The 22381-nt window shown below is 52.6% G+C and carries 20 protein-coding genes and 1 tRNA gene; 13 read left to right on the top strand and 8 right to left on the bottom strand.

Translation table 11 applies throughout. From position 1 onward, the window contains the following. Positions 1-639: cobyrinic acid a,c-diamide synthase CobB (locus V0288_RS16095; RefSeq protein WP_332866156.1), on the bottom strand; the 639-nt coding region annotated here is incomplete at its 3' end. Positions 640-1034: 395 nt separating this feature from the next. On the opposite strand from V0288_RS16095, the gene rseP reads away from it, so the two are divergent. Both rseP and nth read left to right on the top strand, forming a co-directional pair. Continuing rightward, positions 1035-2126, top strand: coding sequence for an RIP metalloprotease RseP (rseP, locus tag V0288_RS16090; RefSeq protein ID WP_332866155.1), 1092 nt, complete (start codon positions 1035-1037; stop codon positions 2124-2126). After that, positions 2126-2800: an endonuclease III gene (nth, locus tag V0288_RS16085; protein WP_422661995.1), complete on the top strand. Its 675-nt coding sequence runs from the start codon at positions 2126-2128 to the stop codon at positions 2798-2800. The genes rseP and nth overlap by 1 nt, the downstream gene beginning before the upstream one ends. Positions 2801-2906: 106 nt before the next feature. Here the strand turns inward: nth and V0288_RS16080 are convergent, their stop codons facing one another. From V0288_RS16080 to V0288_RS16060, 5 genes are all read right to left on the bottom strand, one after another. Continuing rightward, positions 2907-3545, bottom strand: a complete 639-nt coding sequence (locus V0288_RS16080; protein WP_332866153.1) for a HupE/UreJ family protein — start codon at positions 3543-3545, stop codon at positions 2907-2909. A 41-nt stretch (positions 3546-3586) separates the two neighbouring features. Further along, complete coding sequence (locus V0288_RS16075) at positions 3587-5245, bottom strand: DUF2079 domain-containing protein (protein WP_332866152.1); 1659 nt, start codon at positions 5243-5245, stop codon at positions 3587-3589. Positions 5246-5310: 65 nt separating this feature from the next. Continuing rightward, positions 5311-6231 carry a class I SAM-dependent methyltransferase gene (locus V0288_RS16070; protein ID WP_332866151.1) on the bottom strand — a complete coding sequence of 307 codons (921 nt, stop codon included), beginning with the start codon at positions 6229-6231 and terminating at the stop codon, positions 5311-5313. A 41-nt stretch (positions 6232-6272) separates the two neighbouring features. Next, positions 6273-9218: an aminomethyl-transferring glycine dehydrogenase gene (gene gcvP / locus V0288_RS16065; protein ID WP_332866150.1), complete on the bottom strand. Its 2946-nt coding sequence runs from the start codon at positions 9216-9218 to the stop codon at positions 6273-6275. A gap of 227 nt (positions 9219-9445) precedes the next feature. Further along, on the bottom strand, positions 9446-9646 hold the full coding sequence (locus V0288_RS16060; RefSeq protein WP_332866149.1) for a dermokine domain-containing protein: 201 nt from the start codon (positions 9644-9646) through the stop codon (positions 9446-9448). Positions 9647-10028: 382 nt separating this feature from the next. On the opposite strand from V0288_RS16060, the gene V0288_RS16055 reads away from it, so the two are divergent. Both V0288_RS16055 and V0288_RS16050 read left to right on the top strand, forming a co-directional pair. Continuing rightward, positions 10029-10367, top strand: coding sequence for an STAS domain-containing protein (locus V0288_RS16055; protein WP_332866148.1), 339 nt, complete (start codon positions 10029-10031; stop codon positions 10365-10367). A gap of 81 nt (positions 10368-10448) precedes the next feature. Beyond that, complete coding sequence (locus tag V0288_RS16050) at positions 10449-13034, top strand: TIGR03960 family B12-binding radical SAM protein (RefSeq protein ID WP_332866147.1); 2586 nt, start codon at positions 10449-10451, stop codon at positions 13032-13034. A gap of 250 nt (positions 13035-13284) precedes the next feature. Here V0288_RS16050 and V0288_RS16045 read toward each other — a convergent pair. Then, positions 13285-13356 (bottom strand) — tRNA-Val (locus V0288_RS16045). Between the two features lie 231 nt (positions 13357-13587). On the opposite strand from V0288_RS16045, the gene V0288_RS16040 reads away from it, so the two are divergent. The 5 genes from V0288_RS16040 to V0288_RS16020 all read left to right on the top strand — a co-directional run bounded on the left by V0288_RS16040 (position 13588) and on the right by V0288_RS16020 (position 18461). After that, positions 13588-15414 (top strand): sensor histidine kinase, encoded by a 1827-nt coding sequence (locus V0288_RS16040; protein WP_332866146.1) that lies wholly within the window; start codon positions 13588-13590, stop codon positions 15412-15414. A 463-nt stretch (positions 15415-15877) separates the two neighbouring features. Continuing rightward, positions 15878-16309, top strand: coding sequence for a response regulator (locus V0288_RS16035; RefSeq protein WP_332866145.1), 432 nt, complete (start codon positions 15878-15880; stop codon positions 16307-16309). A 6-nt stretch (positions 16310-16315) separates the two neighbouring features. Beyond that, complete coding sequence (locus tag V0288_RS16030; protein WP_332866144.1) at positions 16316-17431, top strand: hybrid sensor histidine kinase/response regulator; 1116 nt, start codon at positions 16316-16318, stop codon at positions 17429-17431. A 51-nt stretch (positions 17432-17482) separates the two neighbouring features. Next, positions 17483-17947: a hypothetical protein gene (locus V0288_RS16025; protein ID WP_332866143.1), complete on the top strand. Its 465-nt coding sequence runs from the start codon at positions 17483-17485 to the stop codon at positions 17945-17947. Between the two features lie 25 nt (positions 17948-17972). Further along, on the top strand, positions 17973-18461 hold the full coding sequence (locus V0288_RS16020) for a hypothetical protein (protein ID WP_332866142.1): 489 nt from the start codon (positions 17973-17975) through the stop codon (positions 18459-18461). A 206-nt stretch (positions 18462-18667) separates the two neighbouring features. Here the strand turns inward: V0288_RS16020 and V0288_RS16015 are convergent, their stop codons facing one another. Beyond that, positions 18668-20323: an alpha-amylase family glycosyl hydrolase gene (locus V0288_RS16015; protein WP_332866141.1), complete on the bottom strand. Its 1656-nt coding sequence runs from the start codon at positions 20321-20323 to the stop codon at positions 18668-18670. Between the two features lie 219 nt (positions 20324-20542). Here V0288_RS16015 and V0288_RS16010 point away from each other — a divergent pair, with 219 nt between their 5' ends. The 4 genes from V0288_RS16010 (at position 20543) to V0288_RS15995 (ending at position 22190) form a co-directional block, all read left to right on the top strand. Next, positions 20543-20734, top strand: a complete 192-nt coding sequence (locus V0288_RS16010) for a CsbD family protein (RefSeq protein WP_332866140.1) — start codon at positions 20543-20545, stop codon at positions 20732-20734. Between the two features lie 180 nt (positions 20735-20914). Then, positions 20915-21268, top strand: a complete 354-nt coding sequence (locus V0288_RS16005) for a hypothetical protein (protein ID WP_332866139.1) — start codon at positions 20915-20917, stop codon at positions 21266-21268. Positions 21269-21388: 120 nt separating this feature from the next. After that, complete coding sequence (locus V0288_RS16000) at positions 21389-21811, top strand: hypothetical protein (protein WP_332866138.1); 423 nt, start codon at positions 21389-21391, stop codon at positions 21809-21811. Between the two features lie 34 nt (positions 21812-21845). Then, positions 21846-22190 carry a low temperature-induced protein gene (locus tag V0288_RS15995; RefSeq protein WP_332866137.1) on the top strand — a complete coding sequence of 115 codons (345 nt, stop codon included), beginning with the start codon at positions 21846-21848 and terminating at the stop codon, positions 22188-22190. Positions 22191-22381: the final 191 nt, after the last annotated feature.

Raw genomic sequence — 22381 nt, 5'->3', positions numbered from 1 at the left:
ACTATCGCGCGCGAGGGTGATTAAACGATCGCGGAGTCGATCGAGATCGGGGAGTTCATCGGTGGGAATTAGACCGAGATGGCGATCGGGAATGGTTAACTCGTCCTGTCTCCGCAAAACCCCTAAAACGGGCATATTAATCGATTCTAGAGCGGTTTCTAGTAACTGTAGGTGTCGATCGCTCGCCACCCGATTGAGGATTACCCCGGCGATAGTAATCGACGGATCGAGACTCTGATAGCCACGGGCGATGGCGGCGACGGAGGTGGATAAACGACTACAATCGATGACTAAAAGGACGGGAAGCTGTAAAATTCGGGCGATATGGGCGGTACTGGCGTAATCGGTTAACCCGGAACGCGGAATCCCGTCGAAAAGTCCCATCACTCCCTCGATCACACATCGAGCGACCCCCCGCGCGTGACGGGCGAAACAGCCTTTCACGTAGTCCTCGGAGGTTAAAATCGGATCGAGATTCCGACAGGGACGACCGGTAAAGCGGGTGTGGAACATCGGATCGATATAATCCGGCCCCACTTTAAACGATTGCACCCGATCGCCCCGATCGAGTAAATAGGCTACTATGGCGAGGGCGATCGTCGTTTTCCCGACCCCGCTTCTGTCTCCGGCAATAATCATTAGATAAAAATTTTGACAATAATCAGGATCGATCGTGAGAGGCGGGAGGTAGGGTCTAGGGTGTAGGGTAAAAAAGCGAGAAAAGTTTTCCTCGTCTCCCTCGTTCCCTGTCTCGATCGGGTAGGTTACTTCTCGCGAGAGAGAGATAACTAGCCCTAAACGCGGATTTTTCGGTTCCGTTCGATGGGATCGCTTACAATAAACGAAAAGCGATCCTGAATATACTAGGGAGACAGAATTCAATTATAGAATGCTGGAAACTTCATAACGCTCCTGACTCCTGTACGGGCTGTCGGGGCGGGTTTAGCCGACAGATTCGCGGGAAACGTTATCTTGACAACGAAACCCGGCCCTCCTCCCATCGTTACCGTTATTTACCCTCACCTAACTTAATCATGTCAGTTCTCGCCGCGATCGCCGTTCTCGCTTTATTAATCGTCGTTCACGAACTCGGCCATTTTGCCGCCGCCCGATTTCAGTCTATCCACGTTAACCGTTTCTCGATCGGTTTCGGCCCCGCGTTAGCGAAATATCAGGGGACGGAAACCGAGTACGCGGTGCGCGCCATCCCGTTGGGGGGATACGTGGGTTTTCCCGACGACGATCCCGACAGTGATATTCCCGCCAACGATCCCGACTTACTGCGGAATCGTCCCGTACTCGATCGGGCGATCGTCATTAGCGCGGGAGTTATCGCCAATTTAATCTTCGCCTATTTCCTGCTCGTCACCCAGGCCGCCACGATCGGCTTCCCGCAGATTCACTATCAAGACGGGGTGCTGATTCCCGAGGTTTTCAGCGCCGGGGAGTCCGTCGCGGCGCGCGCGGGTATTCAGGGGGGAGATATCGTCCTGGCGATCGATGATAAACCCCTCGGAGCCTCCCAAAACGCCATTCTCGACCTGCGGGAGAAAATCCAAGCCTCGCCCGAAAAAACCCTGCATTTAACGGTTAAACACGGCGAGGAAACCCTAAACGTAGATTTAACCCCGGAACGCGCCGCCGATGGTAAGGGGAAAATCGGCGTGAAACTCGCGCCCAACGGCGAGGAAACCCGTGTCCGGGCGAGCGGTTTCTTCAATGCTTTCGTTCTCGGCGCGGAAGAGTTTCAACGCTTAACCGAGTTAACGGTGAAAGGTTTCTGGCAGTTAATCAGCAATTTTCGAGAAAATGCCGAACAGGTCGCCGGGCCGGTGAAAATTGTCGAGTACGGGGCGGCGATCGCTCGCTCTGACGCGGGAAATCTGTTTCAATTCGCCGCTTTGATTAGCGTTAACCTCGCGATCATCAATATTCTGCCTCTCCCGGCTCTCGATGGCGGTCAATTGGTCTTTTTACTGATCGAGGCGTTAATCGGTAAACCGTTACCGAACAAACTCCAAGAGGGGATCATGCAAACCGGTCTCGTTTTGTTACTGGGTTTGGGCGTTTTCCTGATCGTTCGTGATACAGTCAATCTGGCGGTATTTCAAGATCTGTTCCAGTGATTGCCACGCGAAAAAAGACTTCCGAAAAACAACGCGCGATCGAGATCCTCATCGGCCTGAAACGGCTTTACCCGGACGCGACCTGTAGTTTGAACTATTCCACTCCCGTTCAGCTACTGGTCGCGACCATTTTATCGGCCCAGTGTACCGACGAACGGGTGAATAAGGTGACTCCCGCGCTGTTCGATCGCTTTCCCGACGCGGAATCCCTCGCGAGCGCCGATCGAGAGGAGTTAGAAAATCTGATTCGATCGACCGGTTTTTACCGGAATAAAGCCAAAAATATCCAGGGCGCGTGTCAGCGGATCGTTAGCGAGTTTAACGGCGAAGTCCCCCGACGGATGGAGGATTTACTAACCTTACCCGGAGTCGCCCGAAAAACCGCGAACGTGGTACTCGCTCACGCGTTCGGCATTATTCAAGGGGTGACGGTGGATACCCACGTCAAGCGTCTCAGTAACCGCCTCGGTTTAACGAAAAATTCCGATCCCGTCAAGATCGAGCGGGATCTGATGGCGTTATTTCCCCAGCCCGATTGGGAAAATCTCTCGATTAGCCTCATCTATCACGGTCGCGCCGTCTGTAAAGCCAGAAATCCCGATTGCGCTTCCTGTCAGTTGGCCCATCTCTGTCCGTCTATCGGCGGGGTCGATCGCCAAGAATCCACTACCTAGCCAAGCTTTACATCGATCGGGAAAAGATCGCGAACCCCGGAAAGATATCGACGCGGTAGCGTATATTCGGAACGAACGAAAATCTAATCGCGACGATACTTTCCGACTATTTAAGCCCGATCAGGAAGGCACCGCCGATCGCCACGATCCCCAGTCCTAATCCTTTCATCAGGGATACTTTTTCTTTGATGAGATTTCCGATCTGGAAAGCGCCGATGGCGATCGCCAGTTGAATCGTCGTGAATCCCAGTAAATACGCGCCTAACGTCACCGCGCGCGCGCCGACGATCGATTCCCCGTAAGCGTAGCCGTGAAAAACGCCCGCGATCATGGCGAGAGTTGCGAGGGCGATCGTGTAGAGGTGAGAGTTACCGGAAAATCTCGATTTCAGGGTTAACAGAATCCCGAAAACGATCACGGAAACCGCGACGATCGCCTCGGGGAAAATCAGGTTAATCGATTGTAAATGAATGCCCGTACCGATGAGTGTGGCGACGACGAAAGCGATCGGGATCGATAATCCCTGTTCCAATCCCACCGCGAGCAAACCACTCGCCACGACAAACGCGAAGTGATCGAACCCGATGATCGGGTGCGCTAATCCGGAGATAAATCCTTCTAAGAAATTATTCGGGGTTCGTCCCCCCAGCGCGTGGTGGGCGAGAGCGTTCGGGGCGATAGCGAGCGATAGAAGAGCGGCGATCGAGAGAGTTCGCGACCAACCAGAGCGGAAGACAATCTTCATGAAAACCTCGTAAACTGTTGAGCTTTTAAAAGCCTAGTCAATTATAGAGTAAATTTTCGCTTGATTTGGTTCCAATCCTCCAGGCGATCGGGCGGGGTGGATAGTCCTTTTTTCAGCAAAACCACCCCATCCTCGATCGATTGAATTCCGTATCGTTGTTCCGCGACGACTCGATCGATCAGTTCGATGAATTTTTGCAAAAGCTCTCGATCGGATTTAAAAGCCGGCGCGTACTCGTGTAAATGCCATAGATCCGCCAGAATATACTCCACGTCTACCACTTCCCCCCGATCGTCCCGCACCTGAAGGAACGGCATCCGCAAAGCTTGCCGACGGCTGGAAACGTGGGGAACGATATAGGTTGTCGCGGAGACACTGGCAGACGGCGGTACTTGTTGGATGATCGATCGAAGATGGCCGCTATGTTCCCACTGTCGGTTTAAAGACACATGAACCCACGGCCGGTAAGAGTCCGGTAGCGCGAAATAAAAGACCCGATGGGGATTGTGGAGAACCGCGATAATAATCGAGAGAATAATACACCCGATCCAGAATTTCCGAAGTCGGGGACGAAAAAGTTGTTGACGGTTCGACCACCACAAGATCGCGCCGTAGAAAAAGCCCGGAACCACCGTGATCGCGTAACGGATATGGATGGAAAGGGGAGTGTCCCCCTGTTGTAAAAAGAGTTGCAGTAAGGGAAAACCGGCGATCGTCCAAGACCAGGGAGCGATTAGGGGAACGAGCAGGAGCGGTAAAGCTTGTATTAATAAATAACCGATTTTGGTCAGAGTTTCGGTGAAAAATAACTGAACGAATAACTTCCCCGGATTGCCGAGAATGTTTCCCAAAATTTCCAGCGTCGAAGCTTCCTCCCCGCTGGCGAACTGGCCGAAACGCTCGATCATAAAACGTTGGGAAATATCCCGAGAAAACATCGGCATGAACACGTTCGTGGCCAGAATCACGTAACCGAAAGCGGCGAAACAGATCGCGATCCCGATTTTCGGATAGCGACGACTGGCGATTAGATACACCCCCACCCCGAATAAAACGATCCCCGCGTCCTGTCGCACCAACAGGATAAAGAGGGACATTACCGCCACCACCCACCACCAGCGCCGCTCGATCGCCAATAGTAATGTGAATAAAAATAGCGGAATTTGAAATAAATCGTGGAAATTAGAAAAAGTCGGCCCGATAACGGCGTTCGCTCCGTAGTAACCCGCGAGAAACATCAGGGCGATCGCCGGCCGTAAATATTGACGGGCTAATAAATATAGCACCAACCCCCCCGCGGTGATCACCGTGACGTGCAGTACCACTAGGGTCGCGGCCGATGGGGCGAGCGCGTAGAAAGGGAGCCACAGCAGTAAAATCGGGTCGAAATGCTGTCCCAAACGGTGATAGAAAACCGTGGGAATTTGCCCGTCGTGAACGACCGCGCCCGACAGCACCGAAGAGAGGGAACTTTGAAACGGTTTTCCCCCTAACGCGTTCCAGAGAATTTGATTGAAAATGCCCTGATCATAAGACGTGTAAAAAGTCAAGTACCGATGTAGGGAAAATACTAGGGCGATGATAAAGAAAGGCGCGGCTAGAGCGATCGCCCGTTTCCATTCTTCCCGAATTAGCTTGGAAATCGGTATTTCTCGACTATCAGCCCCCTGGCTTTCCCCGAGTTGGTGAGAATCCTTCATCGATCGAGTTTAACCCATCGCCGAGTGAGTGACATAATTCAGGGTGCGCCATCCCTACCGCGACATTAGCGAACCCGCGCCACGATCGCCCGGTGACGGGGACTGATCGGGGTGATCGTCGGCGACTCGAAACCGGCCTCGATTAGCGCCGTCTCGATGTCTAGCGTGAAATACTCGTCGAGATAGGGTTCCGTACTCTTGAGCAGGGTGAGGATGTACGGGGGCATTTTCCGATAGATTTCCGATCGGGGGTTCATATCCATCATCGCGAAAACCCCGTTCGATCGCAGTAAACGCCGGGCTTCCGCGAAAATTTCCCGCGACGCTTTCTGCGGCAGTTCGTGAAACATCAAGAACGACGACACCAGATCGAACGATCCCGCCGCTAATCCCGTATTTTCCGCCGCCGCGTGTTTCCAGGTGATTTTATCGCCCTTTTCCCGTCCCCGGTAGTTCGCGACCGCCAGATAGTAGGGCGAGAGGTCTACCCCCGTAATCTTCGCGTCCGGGTACGCTTCCTGTAGCGCGCGGCTACTCATGCCCACGCTACAGCCAAGATCGACAATATCGGTAAAATTCGCGGGGATCTGTTCTTTTAAAACTTTATGAAACTCTCGCCGTAGACGGGGATCGCCATCGCGTCCCGCGCCCGGCCAGATGGTCGAGTGAACCGCGTAGGCGGCGGACTCGACCTCGAAAGCCGGTAGCCAGTCGAGATTTCCTTTCTCGTAAGCGTGGAAGGAACAGACGTAATAATCGGGATACACCAGATCGCGAGCTTCTACCGCCCGTAATTCCTCCGTCCAATCCAGTTTTTCAAGCTGTTTCACCGTTTCCCGCCAGGGAACCCCCAATCTCTCGGCCCGATCGATCATCATCTTCCGCGCCCGATAGCGCGCGATGTCGAATAGGGGCTTGATCGAGAGAAGTCCGTTGACGAGACGGACGAGGGGATTAAAATCGGGGGAAACGGGGGTAACTGTCATGGCGAAGGGTTCGATCGAGTAAAAATCAGGTCAATCCCATTTTATCGATACGCGTCCATACCCTCGCAGGAACAAACGAGATTTCTGTCCCCGTAAGCGTTATCGATACGTCCCACCACCGGCCAGAATTTGAACTCTTTCAGCCACGGCGCGGGATAGGCCGCCGTCTCGCGGGAGTAGGGACGATCCCACTCGCTACAGAGAAGCGTTTCCGCGGTGTGGGGGGCGTTTTTCAAGGGATTGTTCCGCGGATCGATCGTACCCTGTTCGATCGCCTCCGCTTCCTTGTAGATCGCGATCATCGCCTCGCAGAAACGGTCTAACTCTTCTAGAGACTCGCTTTCCGTCGGTTCGACCATCATCGTCCCCGCGACCGGCCAGGAAACCGTCGGCGCGTGGAACCCGAAATCCATCAAGCGTTTCGCCACGTCCTCCACCTCGATCGCGGCCCGTTTTTTCAGGGGACGCAGATCGATAACGCACTCGTGGGCGACGGTTCCCGCGCTTCCTTTAAAAAGCACCGGATAATAGGGTTCCAGACGCGAGGCGATATAGTTCGCGTTCAAAATCGCCACTTTCGTCGCTTCCGTCAAGCCTTCCGCGCCCATCATGGCGATATACATCCAGGAAATCACCAGAATACTGGCACTTCCCCAAGGAGCCGCCGAAATTGCCCCGATCGAATCACTTTTCTTCCCGTTCCCCGTTTCCGGCGCTAACTGACGCGTCACCAGGGTAACATCCGGCAAAAACGGCACGAGATGCGCTTTCACGCCGATCGGCCCCATGCCCGGGCCGCCTCCCCCGTGGGGGATACAGAAGGTTTTATGTAAGTTCAAATGACAGACATCGGCCCCGAAATCCGCGGGACGGCATAAACCCACCTGCGCGTTCATGTTCGCGCCGTCCATATACACCTGTCCGCCTTTCTCGTGGATCAGATCGCAGATTTCGCGGATACCTTCCTCGAATACGCCGTGTGTCGAGGGATACGTCACCATCAAAGCGGCGAGATTATCCTTATATTGTTCGGCTTTGGCGGTTAAATCGGCGATATCGATATTTCCCTCTTTATCACAGTTCACGGCGACCACTTTCATCCCGCACATGACCGCGCTGGCGGGATTGGTTCCGTGGGCGGATTCGGGAATCAAACAGATATTCCGGTGACTTTCGCCACGGTTCTCGTGATATTTGCGGATCACCTGTAACCCCGCGTATTCCCCTTGCGAACCCGCGTTCGGCTGTAGGGAAACGCCGTCGAATCCGGTGATTTCCGCCAGCCAGTTTTCTAGCTGTTGGAAGAGCATCTGATAGCCTTCCGCTTGAGCGACGGGCGCGAAGGGATGCAGTTTGCCGAATTCGGGCCAGGTGACGGGGATCATCTCGGCGGTCGCGTTCAGTTTCATCGTGCAGGAACCGAGCGGGATCATCGAGGTGTTCAGCGCGAGATCTTTACTCTCTAGTTTATGCAGGTAGCGCAGTAATTCCGTTTCCGAGTGATAGCGGTTGAAAACGGGTTCGGTAAGGTAGGAAGTTGTCCGCGTTAGGGTTTCCGGTAACTCGATCGGCGTGTTTTCGAGCAATTCCGTCACGGAGAAGGGAAGTTCATCGGTTCCGGCGAAAATCTGCCAGAGATCGATCGCGTCCCGTAGGGTGGTCGTCTCGTCGAAACTAATCGCCACGCTATTTTCATCGAGATAGCGGAGGTTGATTTTCCGCTGACGCGCCGCTTCGAGAATACCTTTCACGCCGGTTTTGACCGTAACTTTCACGGTATCGAAACGGGGTTCCCCGCTCACCTCGAATCCGAGTTTTTTCAATCCCTCGGCTAGAATCGCCGTTAATTTCTGCACCCGGCGGGCGATTTTTTGAATGCCTTCCGGCCCGTGATAGACGGCGTACATGGACGCGATGACGGCGAGGAGGACTTGAGCGGTACAGATATTACTGGTGGCTTTATCCCGGCGGATGTGTTGTTCTCTCGTCTGTAGCGCGAGACGGAGCGCGGGTTTCCCGGAGGAGTCTTTCGATACGCCGACGATACGACCGGGGATACTGCGTTTATACGCGTCCTTGGTGGCGAAATACGCGGCGTGGGGGCCGCCGTATCCCATCGGCACCCCGAAACGCTGGGTACTACCGACGGCGATATCCGCCCCGAATTCGCCGGGGGGAGTCAATAGGGCGAGGCTTAAAATATCGGCGGCCACGGTGACGAGCGCGCCGGCCTCGTGGGCTTTGGCGATAAATTCCCGATAGTCGTAAATCGCGCCGTCGGTGGCGGGATATTGCAGTAACGCGCCGAAGATGGGGGTTTGGAAGTCAAAGAGACGGTGATCGCCGAGAATAATCTCTATCCCTAGGGGGATGGCGCGGGTTTTCACCACCTCGATCGTCTGGGGATGACAGGCGTTAGAAATAAAGAAGGCGTTGGCTTTCGTCTTGCAGAGGCCGTAGCTCATGCCCATCGCTTCCGCGGCCGCGGTTCCTTCATCGAGGAGGGAGGCGTTGGCGATTTCCAGACCAGTTAAGCCGGTGATTAAAGTTTGATAGTTGAGTAAAGCTTCTAGCCGTCCCTGGGCGATTTCGGCTTGATAGGGGGTGTAGGCGGTATACCAGCCCGGATTTTCGAGAATGTTGCGGAGAATGACCGGGGGCGTGATGCAGTCGTGGTAGCCGGTGCCGATAAACGAGCGGAATACTTGGTTTTTGGAGGCGATCGACTTTAATTGGGCGAGGGCGGCGTGTTCGCTCCGGGCGGCCGGCAGATCGAGGCTTTTCCCTAATCGGATACTCGCGGGAACGGTCCGATCGATCAACTCCTCCACACTAGAAAATCCCGTTACTTTCAGCATTCGCTCGATGTCCTTCCCGTCGGGCCCGAGATGACGGGTAACGAACGCGTCGGTCGAGTCGAGCGGGTCTTGAAAGTCGGAAGGGACAAAGGTTCGCGCCTTATCTGCCGTTGGTAAGCCGTTGATCATAGTCTTTAATATTTCGATCGCTACAAAAAAACACGCGGGTCATCACTACGGGTGATTTTAACGCGGTTTTAAACTTTTGTAATATTTCTTTTCAGAAAAAGCGGCGGGAGGTGGTTGACAGAAGGTGAGGGAGATGGGGAAATGACGGAGATCGAGAGTTCTTACTTTTCGCTATACAATCCAAGATTTCTAGGACTTCCCTATCCCCCTATCCCCCCATCCCCTCTCTAACGGGAACGACGGGGAACCAGACTGATTCTCCCCTCGTCCATCTCGCTCATTAACAATTCCAGAGCCTCGTAATCCACGTCGGAAACGTAGCCCATGCGAGTCAGCGCCTCGTTGATCCCGTTCTCGATCTCCGGGGTAAGCGCTCGATAGTATAGGGCTTTTTCGACAAAATGACGGATAGTGGGCTGGGTTTCCACGATATTTTCTTAAACCCCTTGACAAAAATTAATTTTTCGCTAAATTAGTTTTCGTATCCTACTTTACGGTTTTTGGTTCGCGGACGGCTAAAATGCTATGGTAACGTTGTGTTAAGCAACCGCCTCCTCTGTTTCCGATATCCCGTCTTGTCTCTCCCGAACCCTGTAGCCATCGGATCTTCGACCTTCGTACTAAAGCTTACCCCGAATCCAGCGTCGCTTTTAGCTGGAAAACCTTAAGAAAAGCTTAATCCTGTCGGGTAGAAAAAAGATTCTCGGGAGGGAGTTACAAAACCGAAAGTCCGGGACATAATATCCTACATTGATTTTCCCCTTAAAAAATTCTGATTAAAGTGTAGAGGAGCCATCCATGAGACATAGAATGTTAGATTCGCGTTTAGCCCTGTTCGAGCCTGCCGGTTATATTACCGCCGCGAACTCCCTGGATTTTCAAGAACAGTTAACCGAACTCGTAAATAAAGGCGAACACTCGATCTTTCTAGTGGATATGAGCGCGGTAGAGTTTCTCGATAGCGCCGGCTTGATGGTTCTCGTGACCGCTTTCCGTCTCGCGGGAAATCTAGGTAAATCGTTTAATATCTGCTCGATTCCCCCCTCGGTCAAAATTATCTTCGAGTTAACCCAACTCGATCGAGTTCTCTCGATTTACCGCGATCGCGAGGAATTTGAAGCCTCCTTACAGCCGAGCCTTGCCGCCTAGACCCGGATCGATCGATACTTCGATATAGTAGAACAGCACCGAGACATCGCGGGTGCCGGATCGCCAACGGAGGTATCGAACGTGACTATCGCTCTAGATCGACTTCTCACTCCCGAAATTTTTCGACCCGCTCGTTATCTAGGAAACGAGATGGGGGCTAAACATAAAGATTGGGAAAGCGCGATCGCGCGTTGGGTTTTGACCTATCCCGAAGTTTACGAGGTAGGGGCCTCGAATCTGGGGCATATCCTTCTCTATAACATTCTCAACGCCCAACCCCGTCAACTGTGCGATCGAACTTACCTACCCGCTCCCGATCTGGCCGCTAAATTACGAGAAACCGAAACCCCTTTATTCGCCTTAGAGTCGCGTCGCGCTCTGAGGGAGTTCGATATTTTGGGCTTTAGTCTCGGTTACGAGCTAGGAGCCACCAATATTTTAGAAATGCTCGATCTAGCGGGTATCCCTCTCACATGGCAAGAAAGAGAGTCGGGGGAATACCCGTTAATTTTCGCGGGGGGACAGACCGCCACCTCGAACCCGGAACCCTACGCGGACTTTTTCGACTTTATCGCGCTCGGGGACGGCGAGGAATTATTGCCGGAAATCGGTTTGGTTTTGGAAGAGGGAAAGGTCGCCGGGTTAGAGAAAGAGGCGTTATTGCTCGATCTGGCGCAAATTCCGGGGGTATACGTGCCGCGCTTTTATAGTCCCCGCGCCGATGGTTCGATCGCCCCGAATCGTCCCGATGTCCCCGAACAGATTCTCCGACGGGTGGCGACTCCCATTCCAGCGTACTCGATCGGCCTGGTTCCCTACGTGGAAACCGTTCACGATCGCTTGGTGATGGAGATTCGCCGCGGCTGTACCAGAGGGTGTCGTTTCTGTCAACCGGGGATGTTAACGCGTCCGGCGCGGGACGTGGAACCGGAAACGGTGATCGAATCTATTGAAAAGGGGATGCGGGCGACCGGATATAACGAATTTTCTTTACTCTCTCTCAGTTGCTCCGATTATCTCGCGTTGCCCTCGGTGGGTATGGAGATTAAAAATCGCCTCAAGAACGAAAATATCTCCCTCTCCCTGCCGAGTCAACGGGTCGATCGCTTCGATGAAAATATCGCCAATATCATCGGGGGAAACCGTCAATCCGGGTTAACCTTCGCGCCGGAAGCGGGAACCCAGCGTCTCCGGGACGTGATTAATAAAGGATTAACCAACGAGGAATTATTGCGGGGCATTAAAACCGCCGTCGAGCAGGGCTGGGATAAGGTCAAACTGTACTTTATGATCGGTCTGCCGGGGGAAACGGACGTGGACGTGATCGGTATCGCGGAAACGGTGCGCTGGTTGCGTCGCGAGTGCCGTCTACCGAAACGCAAACCGCTAGACTTTACCCTGACGATCTCCAATTTCACCCCGAAACCGCACACCCCGTTCCAGTGGCATTCCGTATCGACGGCGGAATTTACCCGGAAACAGGAGTTATTGAAAGCGGAGTTCCGCGGTATGCGGGGGGTGAAGGTCAATTATACCGACACGCGGATCTCGGCGATGGAGGATTTTATCGGTCGCGGCGATCGATCCCTGTCCCTTGTCGTCCGTCGCGCGTGGGAGTCCGGCGCGGGGATGGACGCGTGGTGGGACAATACGGAGACGGCGTTTCAAGCCTGGTCGAAAGCGATCGAGGAAACCGGTTTATCGTGGAAGTACCGGCAGATCGAGAACGGCGAGTGGAACGTTTTCGAGGGAACGGAAACGGATATTCTCGATCGACCCCTACCGTGGGATCACCTGAATACCGGTATCGATAAAGAATGGTTGAAAACCGACTTAAAACGGGCGTTAGAGGCGGCCACGGTTCCAGATTGCTCTTTTGAAGGTTGTTCCCATTGCGGGGTCTGTAGCGTCGATTTCGGGCATAACGTGGTGATTCCCGCGCCGCCGATCCCCGCGTTCGAGGGGCATTTTCAACCGGATCAGGAGCGAGCGCGACGGATTCGCGTGTGGTTCGGGAAACGGGGGGAAATGGCGTTAGTGAGCCATCTGGATCTGGTGCGGTTGTTCGATCGGATCGTCCGTCGCGCGGCGCTTCCGATTTCCTTTACCGGGGGATTCCATCCGGGGCCGCGGATCTCGATCGCCAACGCGTTATCCTTGGGGGCGACGAGTAGCGGCGAGATCGTCGATTTTGAATTAACTCGATCGATGGACGTGGAGGAGTTTAGAAGCCGTTTAACGGCACAATTCCCCGCGGATCTGCCGATTTACGACGTTCGCGAGATCCCGGTGAACGCGAACTCGGCCACGCGATTACTGGAGAAGGCGGAGTATTTTCTCACGGTAACGACGGAGGGGGAGAGAGCGATCGGGGAGTGGGAATCCTGGATCGAGGCGATTAACGCTTCCGAGGTGATGGAGTACGAGAAAACCACGAAATCGGGGAAAAAGGTGACGATTAATCTCCGCGAACAGTTATACGAGTTGAATCTAGAGGGATCTGAGTCGGATAACCGGTTTGTCCTGCGGTACGTGGGTAGTTGCCGCAACGACGGGACGCTGTTACAGCCGGATCATCTGGTGTATCTGTTGGAAAAAGTCTCGGGACGGGACATTCAATTACTTCACGTCCACCGGCAACGGATGTTTCTGGCGATCGAGGATTAGCGAGGGGACGGAATAAACCTACCGCTCGATCGATTTTTCGGCTCTCGCCGCGGCGACGTGGCGAGGGATCGAGTCTGTATCGCCGTTCATGCCACGGATAGACCCATTGGGGTGAATCCTTATGAGATGCTGTATCAAGGCTTGTCCTAAGACTTGACTAAAATTTCTTTAGGCAACTTTTAGGCGAGCATAGAAGAGGTCGATTCCGTGAACGAAACTCCGAAACCCTTACTATATATGCTTTTGAGGATGGGCAATACAGGATTTGAACCTGTGACCCCTTCCGTGTGAAGGAAGTGCGCTACCCCTGTGCTAATTGCCCGTGCCTATCTAGTATGCCATGAAACCGCCCCTAGTGAGCGATCGAGTATGGAAAATAGGAGACGCTGAAAACCCGATCGATCTGCCCACCCTAGAGAGGATAGACGGCTTTTTCGCCATCTATTAGCTCTTTTCGACCGATTCACTTTTCTAGCGTAATTATCCCGATCGAGAATTTCCCGTTCGAGCGACGGGCGGGTACAATGAACGATCCTCTCCCGCTTTCGGAGTCATGTCTACGTCCCTATCGTTCTGGAAATGGAATAGCCGATGGTCGAGATTGCCCGTACAGTATCGCGGGGCGATCGTGATCGCCATACCCGCGTTCTGTCTGGCGGGAACGTTGGGAGCGTGGGTCTGGTCCCTACAGGCGAAATTCGAGGCGCGAGCGAGAATCGATCGCTCCGAAAAAGTTCTCATGCAGAGCGAACAACTGCTGAAAACCCTGATCGACGCGGAAACGGGAATCCGCGGCTACGATCTGACGCGAAAAAAAAACTTTCTCGAACCCTATTATCAGGCGATCGGGACTTTACCGGACGCGCTCGCCCGTCTGGAAGAATCGGTCCGGGGAAACGAGGGACAAACACGGGAAATCGAGCTAATAAAACGGAAAATCGAGGGAGAGATCGCGATTCTCCGATCGAGACTGCGGGCGATCGAGGAAAACGCCATCGACGCGAGAAACCACCAACTCCTCGATCGGGGAAAAGAGCGGATGGATAGTATCCGTCGCTCGATCGCCGAACTTCAAGCGAGCGAGCGGGATGTACTGGAAATCCGACAACGGCATTCCCGGACGGTACAGGAGATCATCACCTCCCTACAATGGTTGACGGCCTGGGTGAGTGCGATCGCCTACCTGGGAGCGGTGTATCTCTTCAATCAACTCAATCGGGAACTTCAGGAACGGGAGAAACAGCTATCGGAGAGTACCACCCTGATCGACGCGATCACCACCAACGTCGTCGATGGGGTCGTCACCCTCGATCGGGCCGGCCGGATCGAGACCTTTAACCGCGCGGCCGCGAGAATGTTCGGCTACAAACCGTCGGAAGCGATCGGCGAGAATCTGGCGAAATTGCTAACCGAGCCGGTTCTATCGGGAAAAGAGCGGGAAGAACAGATCTGCTATCTCGGCGAGTACCTGTTACACCTCGATCGGGCCTGGCAGACCGTCGGCTACCATAAATCGGGAAAAGCCTTCCCGATCGAGATCTCCCTGAGCGATATCCGCCTCGATCGCCTGTCGATCGCCATCGTTCGCGACATTTCCGAGACGGAAGCGGCCAGAAATAAACTAGAAGAGCGCGCGCGAGAGTTAACCCGACTGAGTACCACCCTCACCGCGGTCAATATCGCGCTCGAAAAACAGAATCAGGAACTCGATAAATTCGCCTACGTCGTTTCCCACGATCTCAAGGCCCCCCTGCGGGCGATCGCCTCCCTCTCGGAGTGGATCGAGGAAGATCTCGGCGATCGACTGCCCGCGGAAAATCGCCGTCAGATGGATCTCCTCCGGGGACGGGTGAATCGTCTGGAAGCGTTAATTAACGGGCTGTTGGACTATTCGCGGCTGGGAAAAACCCCCACCGAGATCGAGATGATGGACGTGGAGCGATCGCTCCGGGAGATCGTCGGTTTCCTCAACGTTCCCGAAACCTTTACCGTGACGATCGTTCCCCCCATGCCGATCGGTCAAACCAAGAAAATCCCGCTCGAACAGGTTTTCCTACACCTGATCGACAACGCGATCAAACATCACGATCGGAGCGACGGCCACGTTCGGATCGCCGCGGTGGAACGGGAGCGATTCTATCTTTTCTCGGTGAGCGATGACGGGCCGGGCATCTCCGCGGCCTTTCACGAAAAAATTTTCGCCATCTTTCAAACCCTTCTCCCCCGCGATGTCAAAGAAAGTACCGGAATCGGTCTTTCCCTCGCCAAAAAAATCGTCGAACTAGAGGGGGGGAAAATCTGGGTGGACTCCCGCGAAGGAGAGGGAGCGACCTTTTATTTTACCTGGCCGAAAACCGTTTCGGGAATGTCCGCGACTTAGTTACCCTCCAATAGCGGATAACCGGGAACCAAACCCGAAAAACTCCGATCTAGTAATCCGGTCGCGGCGCGCCGTCCGATCGCTCCCGCGAAACAAGCCATTTAGAATACACGCGGACTTTGATTTTTTTTACATCTACCCTAAGATATGCACTATTGTTGAATAAACTTGTAACCGACGGTTGAAAGATATCCTCGAACCTATCCTTTATGATAGAAGGTGGGTAGATCGGCTCGATCCACGCCGAGATTCTCCGAATTCTATCGGAAATCCGCACCGTAAATTCAATCGATCGGTGAGCGCGAGAAAATCGGCGGATAGTTCGAGTGTATCTACGGGGATAATGAGGAAAACTTTCTCCGTTTTTAGACCGGGGGAACAACCGGATCGTCGCGGGGTATCCACTCTCGATCGGGATCGATTCCTCGGTTATCTAGAGATAACACCTATCTGCTAAGGCGAAATGGAGGAAAAAATTATTAACATCTTGTTAGTAGAGGATGATGAAGTTGATGTCATGAATGTTAAGCGAGCGTTTCGGAAAAATAACATCCTTAACCCGCTTCATGTCGCTTCTAACGGATTGGAAGCCCTTACCTTATTACGAGGGGTTGATGGCTCTCCCCCCGAACTATCCGCCCATCAACTTCTGATTCTCTTGGATTTGAATATGCCGAAAATGGGAGGACTCGAATTTTTACAGGAAATTCGTGCCGATAGCCATCTCAAGACGATTCCCGTGGTCATTTTGACGACATCGAACCAAGATCAAGATCGGATGGAAGCCTATCAACTGAATATATCGGGCTATATTCTCAAGCCCGTTACTTTCAGCAATTTTGTCGAGACAATGGCGACTTTAAATAAATACTGGACATTGTGCGAGATGCCCTAATTTACCATGCAAGAAAGATTAAAAATTCTGATCGTCGATGATGATGAAGTAGACCGCATGGCGGTTCGCCGCGCCTTGAAAACGGCCGGAGTGAAGATAGATATCTCGGAAGCGGAAAATTATCGGGAGGCGATCGATCTCCTCCTAGAGAAGGATTTCGATTGCGCCTTTATCGATTACCGCTTGCCCGATAAAGACGGTTTGGCTTTAGTTCGAGAAATCCGCGAACACGGGGTAAAAATCCCTTTAATCGTCTTGACCGGTCAGGGAGACGAACAGATCGCCGTCAATCTAATGCGGGCCGGCGCTTCCGATTATTTAAGTAAATCTCACGTCGATCCCCTGCGTCTCACGAAAGCCCTTCAAGATGCCCTGCGGGTCTATCAATCGCAGAGAGAAGTGGAGATCGCCAACGCGCAGAAAGAGGAATTGGCCCGACAGAGAGAGGATTTCGTATCGAGAATGACCCACGATTTACGAACTCCTTTAGTGGCGGCCAATCGAATGCTGGGACTATTTCAGGAAGGACTGTACGGCGAGATTCCCCAGGACATGAACAAGGCGATTCACGTCATTATCCGCAGTAATCAGAACCTGTTAGAAATGGTCAATAATCTTTTAGAGGTTTACTGTCACGAGTCGGGAGAGAAAACCTTAACGTTTAGCGGTGTCAATCTGTGGGAAATTATCGAGGAAGTGCGACAGGAACTCGCTCCCCTCGCGGAAGATAAAGGCATCGAGTTAAGTCTGAACGGATCGGAAACGGGACGCTTACAAGTGGTCGGCGATCGCTTGGAATTACGCCGGGTCTTTACGAACCTGATCGGGAACGCGATCAAGTTTACCGATTTCGGTTACGTGCGGGTGAATTGTCAACCGGCCACCGATAGCGATCCCATGATCACGATCGACATCGAGGATACCGGTTCGGGCATTCCCGAGGACGAACTCCCGCAATTATTCGAGCGTTTCCGTCACGGAAAACACCGTCGCTCGACCAGCGGTTTAGGACTCTATCTGTCCCGTCGCATTATCGACGCGCACCAGGGTTCGATCTCCGTTACCTCGGAAATCGACAAAGGGAGTGTTTTCCGTATCCGTCTCCCGGCCCGGAGCGCCTGAGTTCCCGTTCTTCCCGCTAGAATTGAAGCGTGTTCCCTCGTCGATCGCTCCATGCAACTAGAAGCGCAATTGCGAATTCTCGGCCGGTCAGCGGCCGAGAACGGCCTGTCCCCCGAAGTGATGCGTCAAGCGGTTAACCCGGTTCTGCTCGCTTTCGCCCGCACCCTCAAGCACCGGCAATATCATCTCCTGCAAAGTTCCCGCGGGGATTGGTTACTGACGACCCTCGCGCGCGCGGACGATCCGACCCGAGAAAAAACCGTGATTTACGCCTTCGCCACGAAAAAGGCGGCGATCGACTGGCAAACTCCCGCGCCCGACCCCCTACCGACTTTAGAAATCCCCGTTACCCATCTTCTCTTTCAATTACTCGCTCTCGACCGAGTAGACAGTATTATTTTTCTCGACAACCCCCGCGATCGCGACCGGGGACGGGAGATCCCCCGATCGGATTTACAAGCTACCATTCAGAAACAACTCCGGAAACTTCGATCGATCCCCCCGGATATCGCCTGAGTCCCCACACCCTACAGCGCGCGCTATGACCGATAAAACCGCTCTCAACTATCAAGACGTGTATCCCTGTCCCGTGTGTCGGCACGGAGAGATCGCGACATTACCGTTGATGGAAGCTTTCGCGTGTAATTTCTGCCAGCATATTTTTACCGCCAACCTCGAACAACAGGTGTTGAAGATGGCGGATAGTCAATTGGCTTTAAGCTGGTATTGGAACGGTCGCGACTGGAAGGGAGCGCGAGCGGAAAACGCGGAAATGGGCCGGGGATATCTGTTCGCGGGAATTTTGTTCGTACTTTTGCCGACCTCGATCGTTTCGGTGGCGGCCTATCTGTTTCCCCCGGTAGCCGGTAGTCCTCTCTCCTGGTTGCCTTTATTCTGGTCTATATTAACTTTTCTCGCCCATTTATTCTGTTTATTGTGGTTAATCTTGGAATATTATCAATTCCCGATTAATATTTACTTGAGAGCGATCCGCCGTCGTTTGCGGGGATCGATCGCCAGAGAACGCTAATTCGGGGGAGTCAGGAGTCAGGAGGCAGGATAATACCGGGCGATCCTAGTAAAATTTGGACAAAAAAGCGGCTATTCTTGTTATCTTGCTGATTTACGAGTTTTTCAATCGCGAGCGATGAATCGATCGAGAGGACTAACCCTCACTTCCGTCTTTCTCGTTGAAAAAAGATCCCGGATGGACGCGACACCCGGAATCTGGATTTTCTAGCCGACGAACACTTTCGCCTCGTACGCGCCTAAATCTGTCACTAATTCGCCTCCATTGACCTCCACGTCGTAATTTCCCGTCCACTCGTGCCACGTACCGTCCTCGGGGAAATCGGGAACCGTGTAACCCGCGAGATACGCGTCCGAGAAATTCGCCACCACCACCACTCGCGAACCCTCGTCATTCCACCGGATATAAGCGATCACCTTGCTATCCGGATTCTCGTGGAAAAACTCGAGATTACTCGTGTAGAGCGCGTGACTCGATTTCCGCAGGCGGATCAATCCCTTGTAATACTCGAATAAACCGCGATTGAGTTCACCGGCGAGCAGAGTCCAGTCAAGTTTAGACTCGTCCGGCGTTTTACGTTTATATTCGCCGAATTCCTCGCCCATCCAGAGCATGGGGATTCCCACCGCGGTCATCACCATCACCGCGCCGAGTTTACGACGACGGAACGCGTCCCCGTCGAAAATCCCCCGATCGCCCAATTCCGTCATCACGTGATTATGATCGTGATTGGTTAGATAATTGACGATATTCGTCGCCGCGTGAAATCCCTGACGCTTACCGTCGAGAGCATCTTTTAAACGCTCGGGATCGAACGTTTCCCCCGAGATATGTTCCAGAACGGTATGATAGAAACTCTCGTGCCAACAGGCATCCATCGGGCCGTCGAGATTGGTGATCGCGGGCGTTTCCGGAATATGCTCGGCGATATTGTAAAAAGGTTTGTTTCCCGCCGTTTTCTTGGTTTCCTCGACGATCCAGCCCATAAAATCGTAATTCGCGATCTGGCGCGCCGCATCGTAGCGAATCCCGTCGATATGGTATTCCTGAATCCAGAATCGTACCGTATCGCCGATAAATTTCCGCGCCGGATAAGTCTCTAGATTCTCGTCATAATGCTCGTAATTAAATTCGGGCCCCCAATTATTATCCGGATCGCGGGGAGAATGATGGTACCAATAATCGTGATCGATCCGCGTTAAGGGCGCGCCGGCTTCCGAATGATTGTACACCCCGTCGATAATTACCCGGATGCCCCGCGCGTGGCATTCATCGATCAGGTGTTTTAATTCATTCGTCTTACCGTAGCTAGTTTCGGTCGCGAAGAAATGACGGGGATTGTAACCCCAACTGTAATCACCGGGATACTCTTTCACCGGCAGGAGTTCGATCGCGTTGATGCCCAACTCGCAGAGGTAATCTAGCTTCTCGATAACGTGTTTGTATTTGCCGCGGGGATTTTTATCGTCCTCTCCCCCGGAAAAGTCGGCGACGTGCATCTCGTAAATTACTAACTCTCGATCGGACGGTAAGGGTTTATCGTCGTGCATCCAGACATAATCATCGACAATTTTCTCCCCGTCCTTAATTCGGACGATCGAATTCTCTTCCTCGTGTTTTCCATCTACATCGGTCGCGTAGGGATCGGTAAGATCTACCCATTGATCCGGCTCGAAAAACCAAGATTTAGATTGAACTCGGAATTTGTAAGCATAGGTGCCGTCTTCTAAGTCTACGGTGACTCGAAAATTTCCCCGATCGTCTTTTTCCATCGGAATCTCTTTCCAATCAGAAAAGCTACCGACCAAAGAAGCTTTTTCGTTATAAGGAGCGAATAAGGTAAATTCAATAGGGCTGGCCATAATAAAGACGGATTGAACATTTTTAGTTCTTCTTTTATAGCAGAGAATCTTTTGACGCTCCATCTAGCTGGAGAAATAATGGATGGGGTAGATCTTGGAAAGAGATCTGTCTATGTCGCGAGATATAGAAATCGAATCTATCCTCGCATAGATGAGGGAGGTGGAAAAAGAATGCTAGTTTAAATGTATTGATAGATCGTTAGAGATAAAGAGGGTGTTATGAGTCTAGAAGAAAGAGCCAAAGCGACCGCCAAGAATATTGAAGGAAAAGCGCAAGAGTTGGGCGGAAAAATAACGGGAGACGTGGGCGAACAAGCGAAAGGTAAAGCCAAGCAAGGAGAGGCTAGTGTTCGTCACGCCGCCGAAGACGTGAAAGATGAACTCAAAGAAGACAAACAACGGGATTATTAATCTAGCGAGAGCTTTTCCTATCGGTTAAAAACGAACTATCCTGAAACGAAAAGTCAGCCGGATCGGCTGATTTTTTTTGTTGGCGAGCGGGAGAAAACAATATCCCTAGGTAGAGGCGAAGAGTTGTTTTTGATACTAAATTGAAAGTAACGATTGAATTTATCGAGGGACAAATCGATTATGACCGATTCTAAAGAAAGAGTGGCGATGGAAAACTACGATCGGGGGATCATCCCCGCGGAAACCGCCGCGCGTCACGAAAGAGAGGGAGAGGATTATAAACACCTTCCCGAACCGGAAGGCGAGGGGCAGATCGACACCACGGCAGGCTATACGGTCGATCGAGAGGGGTTATTAAATAATTACGCCGTCGAACCCGAAATGTACTACGAAACTCCCGGAGACGCGCGGGAGATCGAGGAACAAAGAAGACTCGATCGAGTGGAGGAGTTACACGATATCGAAGATAACGACGAGACGGGAAAACTCACGATGGAACGAGACGATCGAGGACGGGGATCGGGCTTGATTTAAAATCAGTCTCTAGAAAAAAGGGAGAGACGATTCACCCCCCAAAATCTCCTACTCTAGATCGATTCGACTATAACCAAACTCAAGGTAAAAATATCCATAAAGCAAGGGAGAGAGTATCGAATGACCCCAAAAATAACCTTGAAAAAACTTTGGAACAATAGCCGTAAATTATTAACGATCGCCGGTTGTTTACTCGTTCTTACCTTCGGTTGGATCGGGAGCGAAATTCCCGACGCGAACGCGGTTTCTCTCAGCGATTCTCACAATATCAACCGAGGCGGTAGTTACGGTCGCGCGGGGGAAGCCGATCGAGAGGCGAAACGCGTTTATCGCGAGGAGAATTCGATGGCGAAATCGGGGAATACAGCCGAAAAAACACCCCCCGGAATGTCCGCGAGAACCGATAACAGCGCCGACGCGAATTCCCTTCACGGTCGCGAGCGTCTAGAGGTCGGACGGATTCAAAGTGCGATGGATGAGAAGCAAGGGAAAAGCCAGGGCGTTATCCGGGCGATTACCGACACCTTGAATCCCGATAAATAAAAATCTTTAAAACTTGTATTCGGAGGTATTTAGTATGTTAACCCGTTGGTTCGATCGAGCGATCCGCGTTCTTCTCGTGGTTTTCGTGAGTGGCTTATTACTCTTCTCCCAAGCGTTCCCGGCGAGCGCCAGAGAAAATGTCAGAAGCAGTCCCTACGAGGGAGAAGCGAACCTGAACGAGATTCAAGCCAAGACCGATGAAACGGTCTACAATCCCCCCATGTCTCTCCGAGAGATTCAAGAAAGAACCGGTCGCGGTGGCTTGAACGAACTACAGGGAACCGCGGACGCGGACAAGATGAAAAACCCGGAAAACGCCCAAGGAACCTCGATTATCGAGGAGGTTAAAGGCGCTCTAGAAGATATAACCGGTCAGTAAAACGGTAGGCGTTTAGGATGTTCGGGCTACACGGAAAAACACTCGTGTAGCTTTTTCTATCCTGTCTCTAGCGAGATGGAAAATCGATCGCTATTTTATCTCGATCGATAGAGAAATTTCCTCTAAAAATACCGAATCGGTCGGATGTTCGAGTAAGGCTATCCTCGGTACAGTAAAGCGTGAAAAGCGTG

The organism is Pannus brasiliensis CCIBt3594 (assembly GCF_036688125.1).
Lineage (GTDB): Bacteria > Cyanobacteriota > Cyanobacteriia > Cyanobacteriales > Microcystaceae > Pannus > Pannus brasiliensis.
This window is presented reverse-complemented; position numbering and strand designations above follow the sequence as displayed.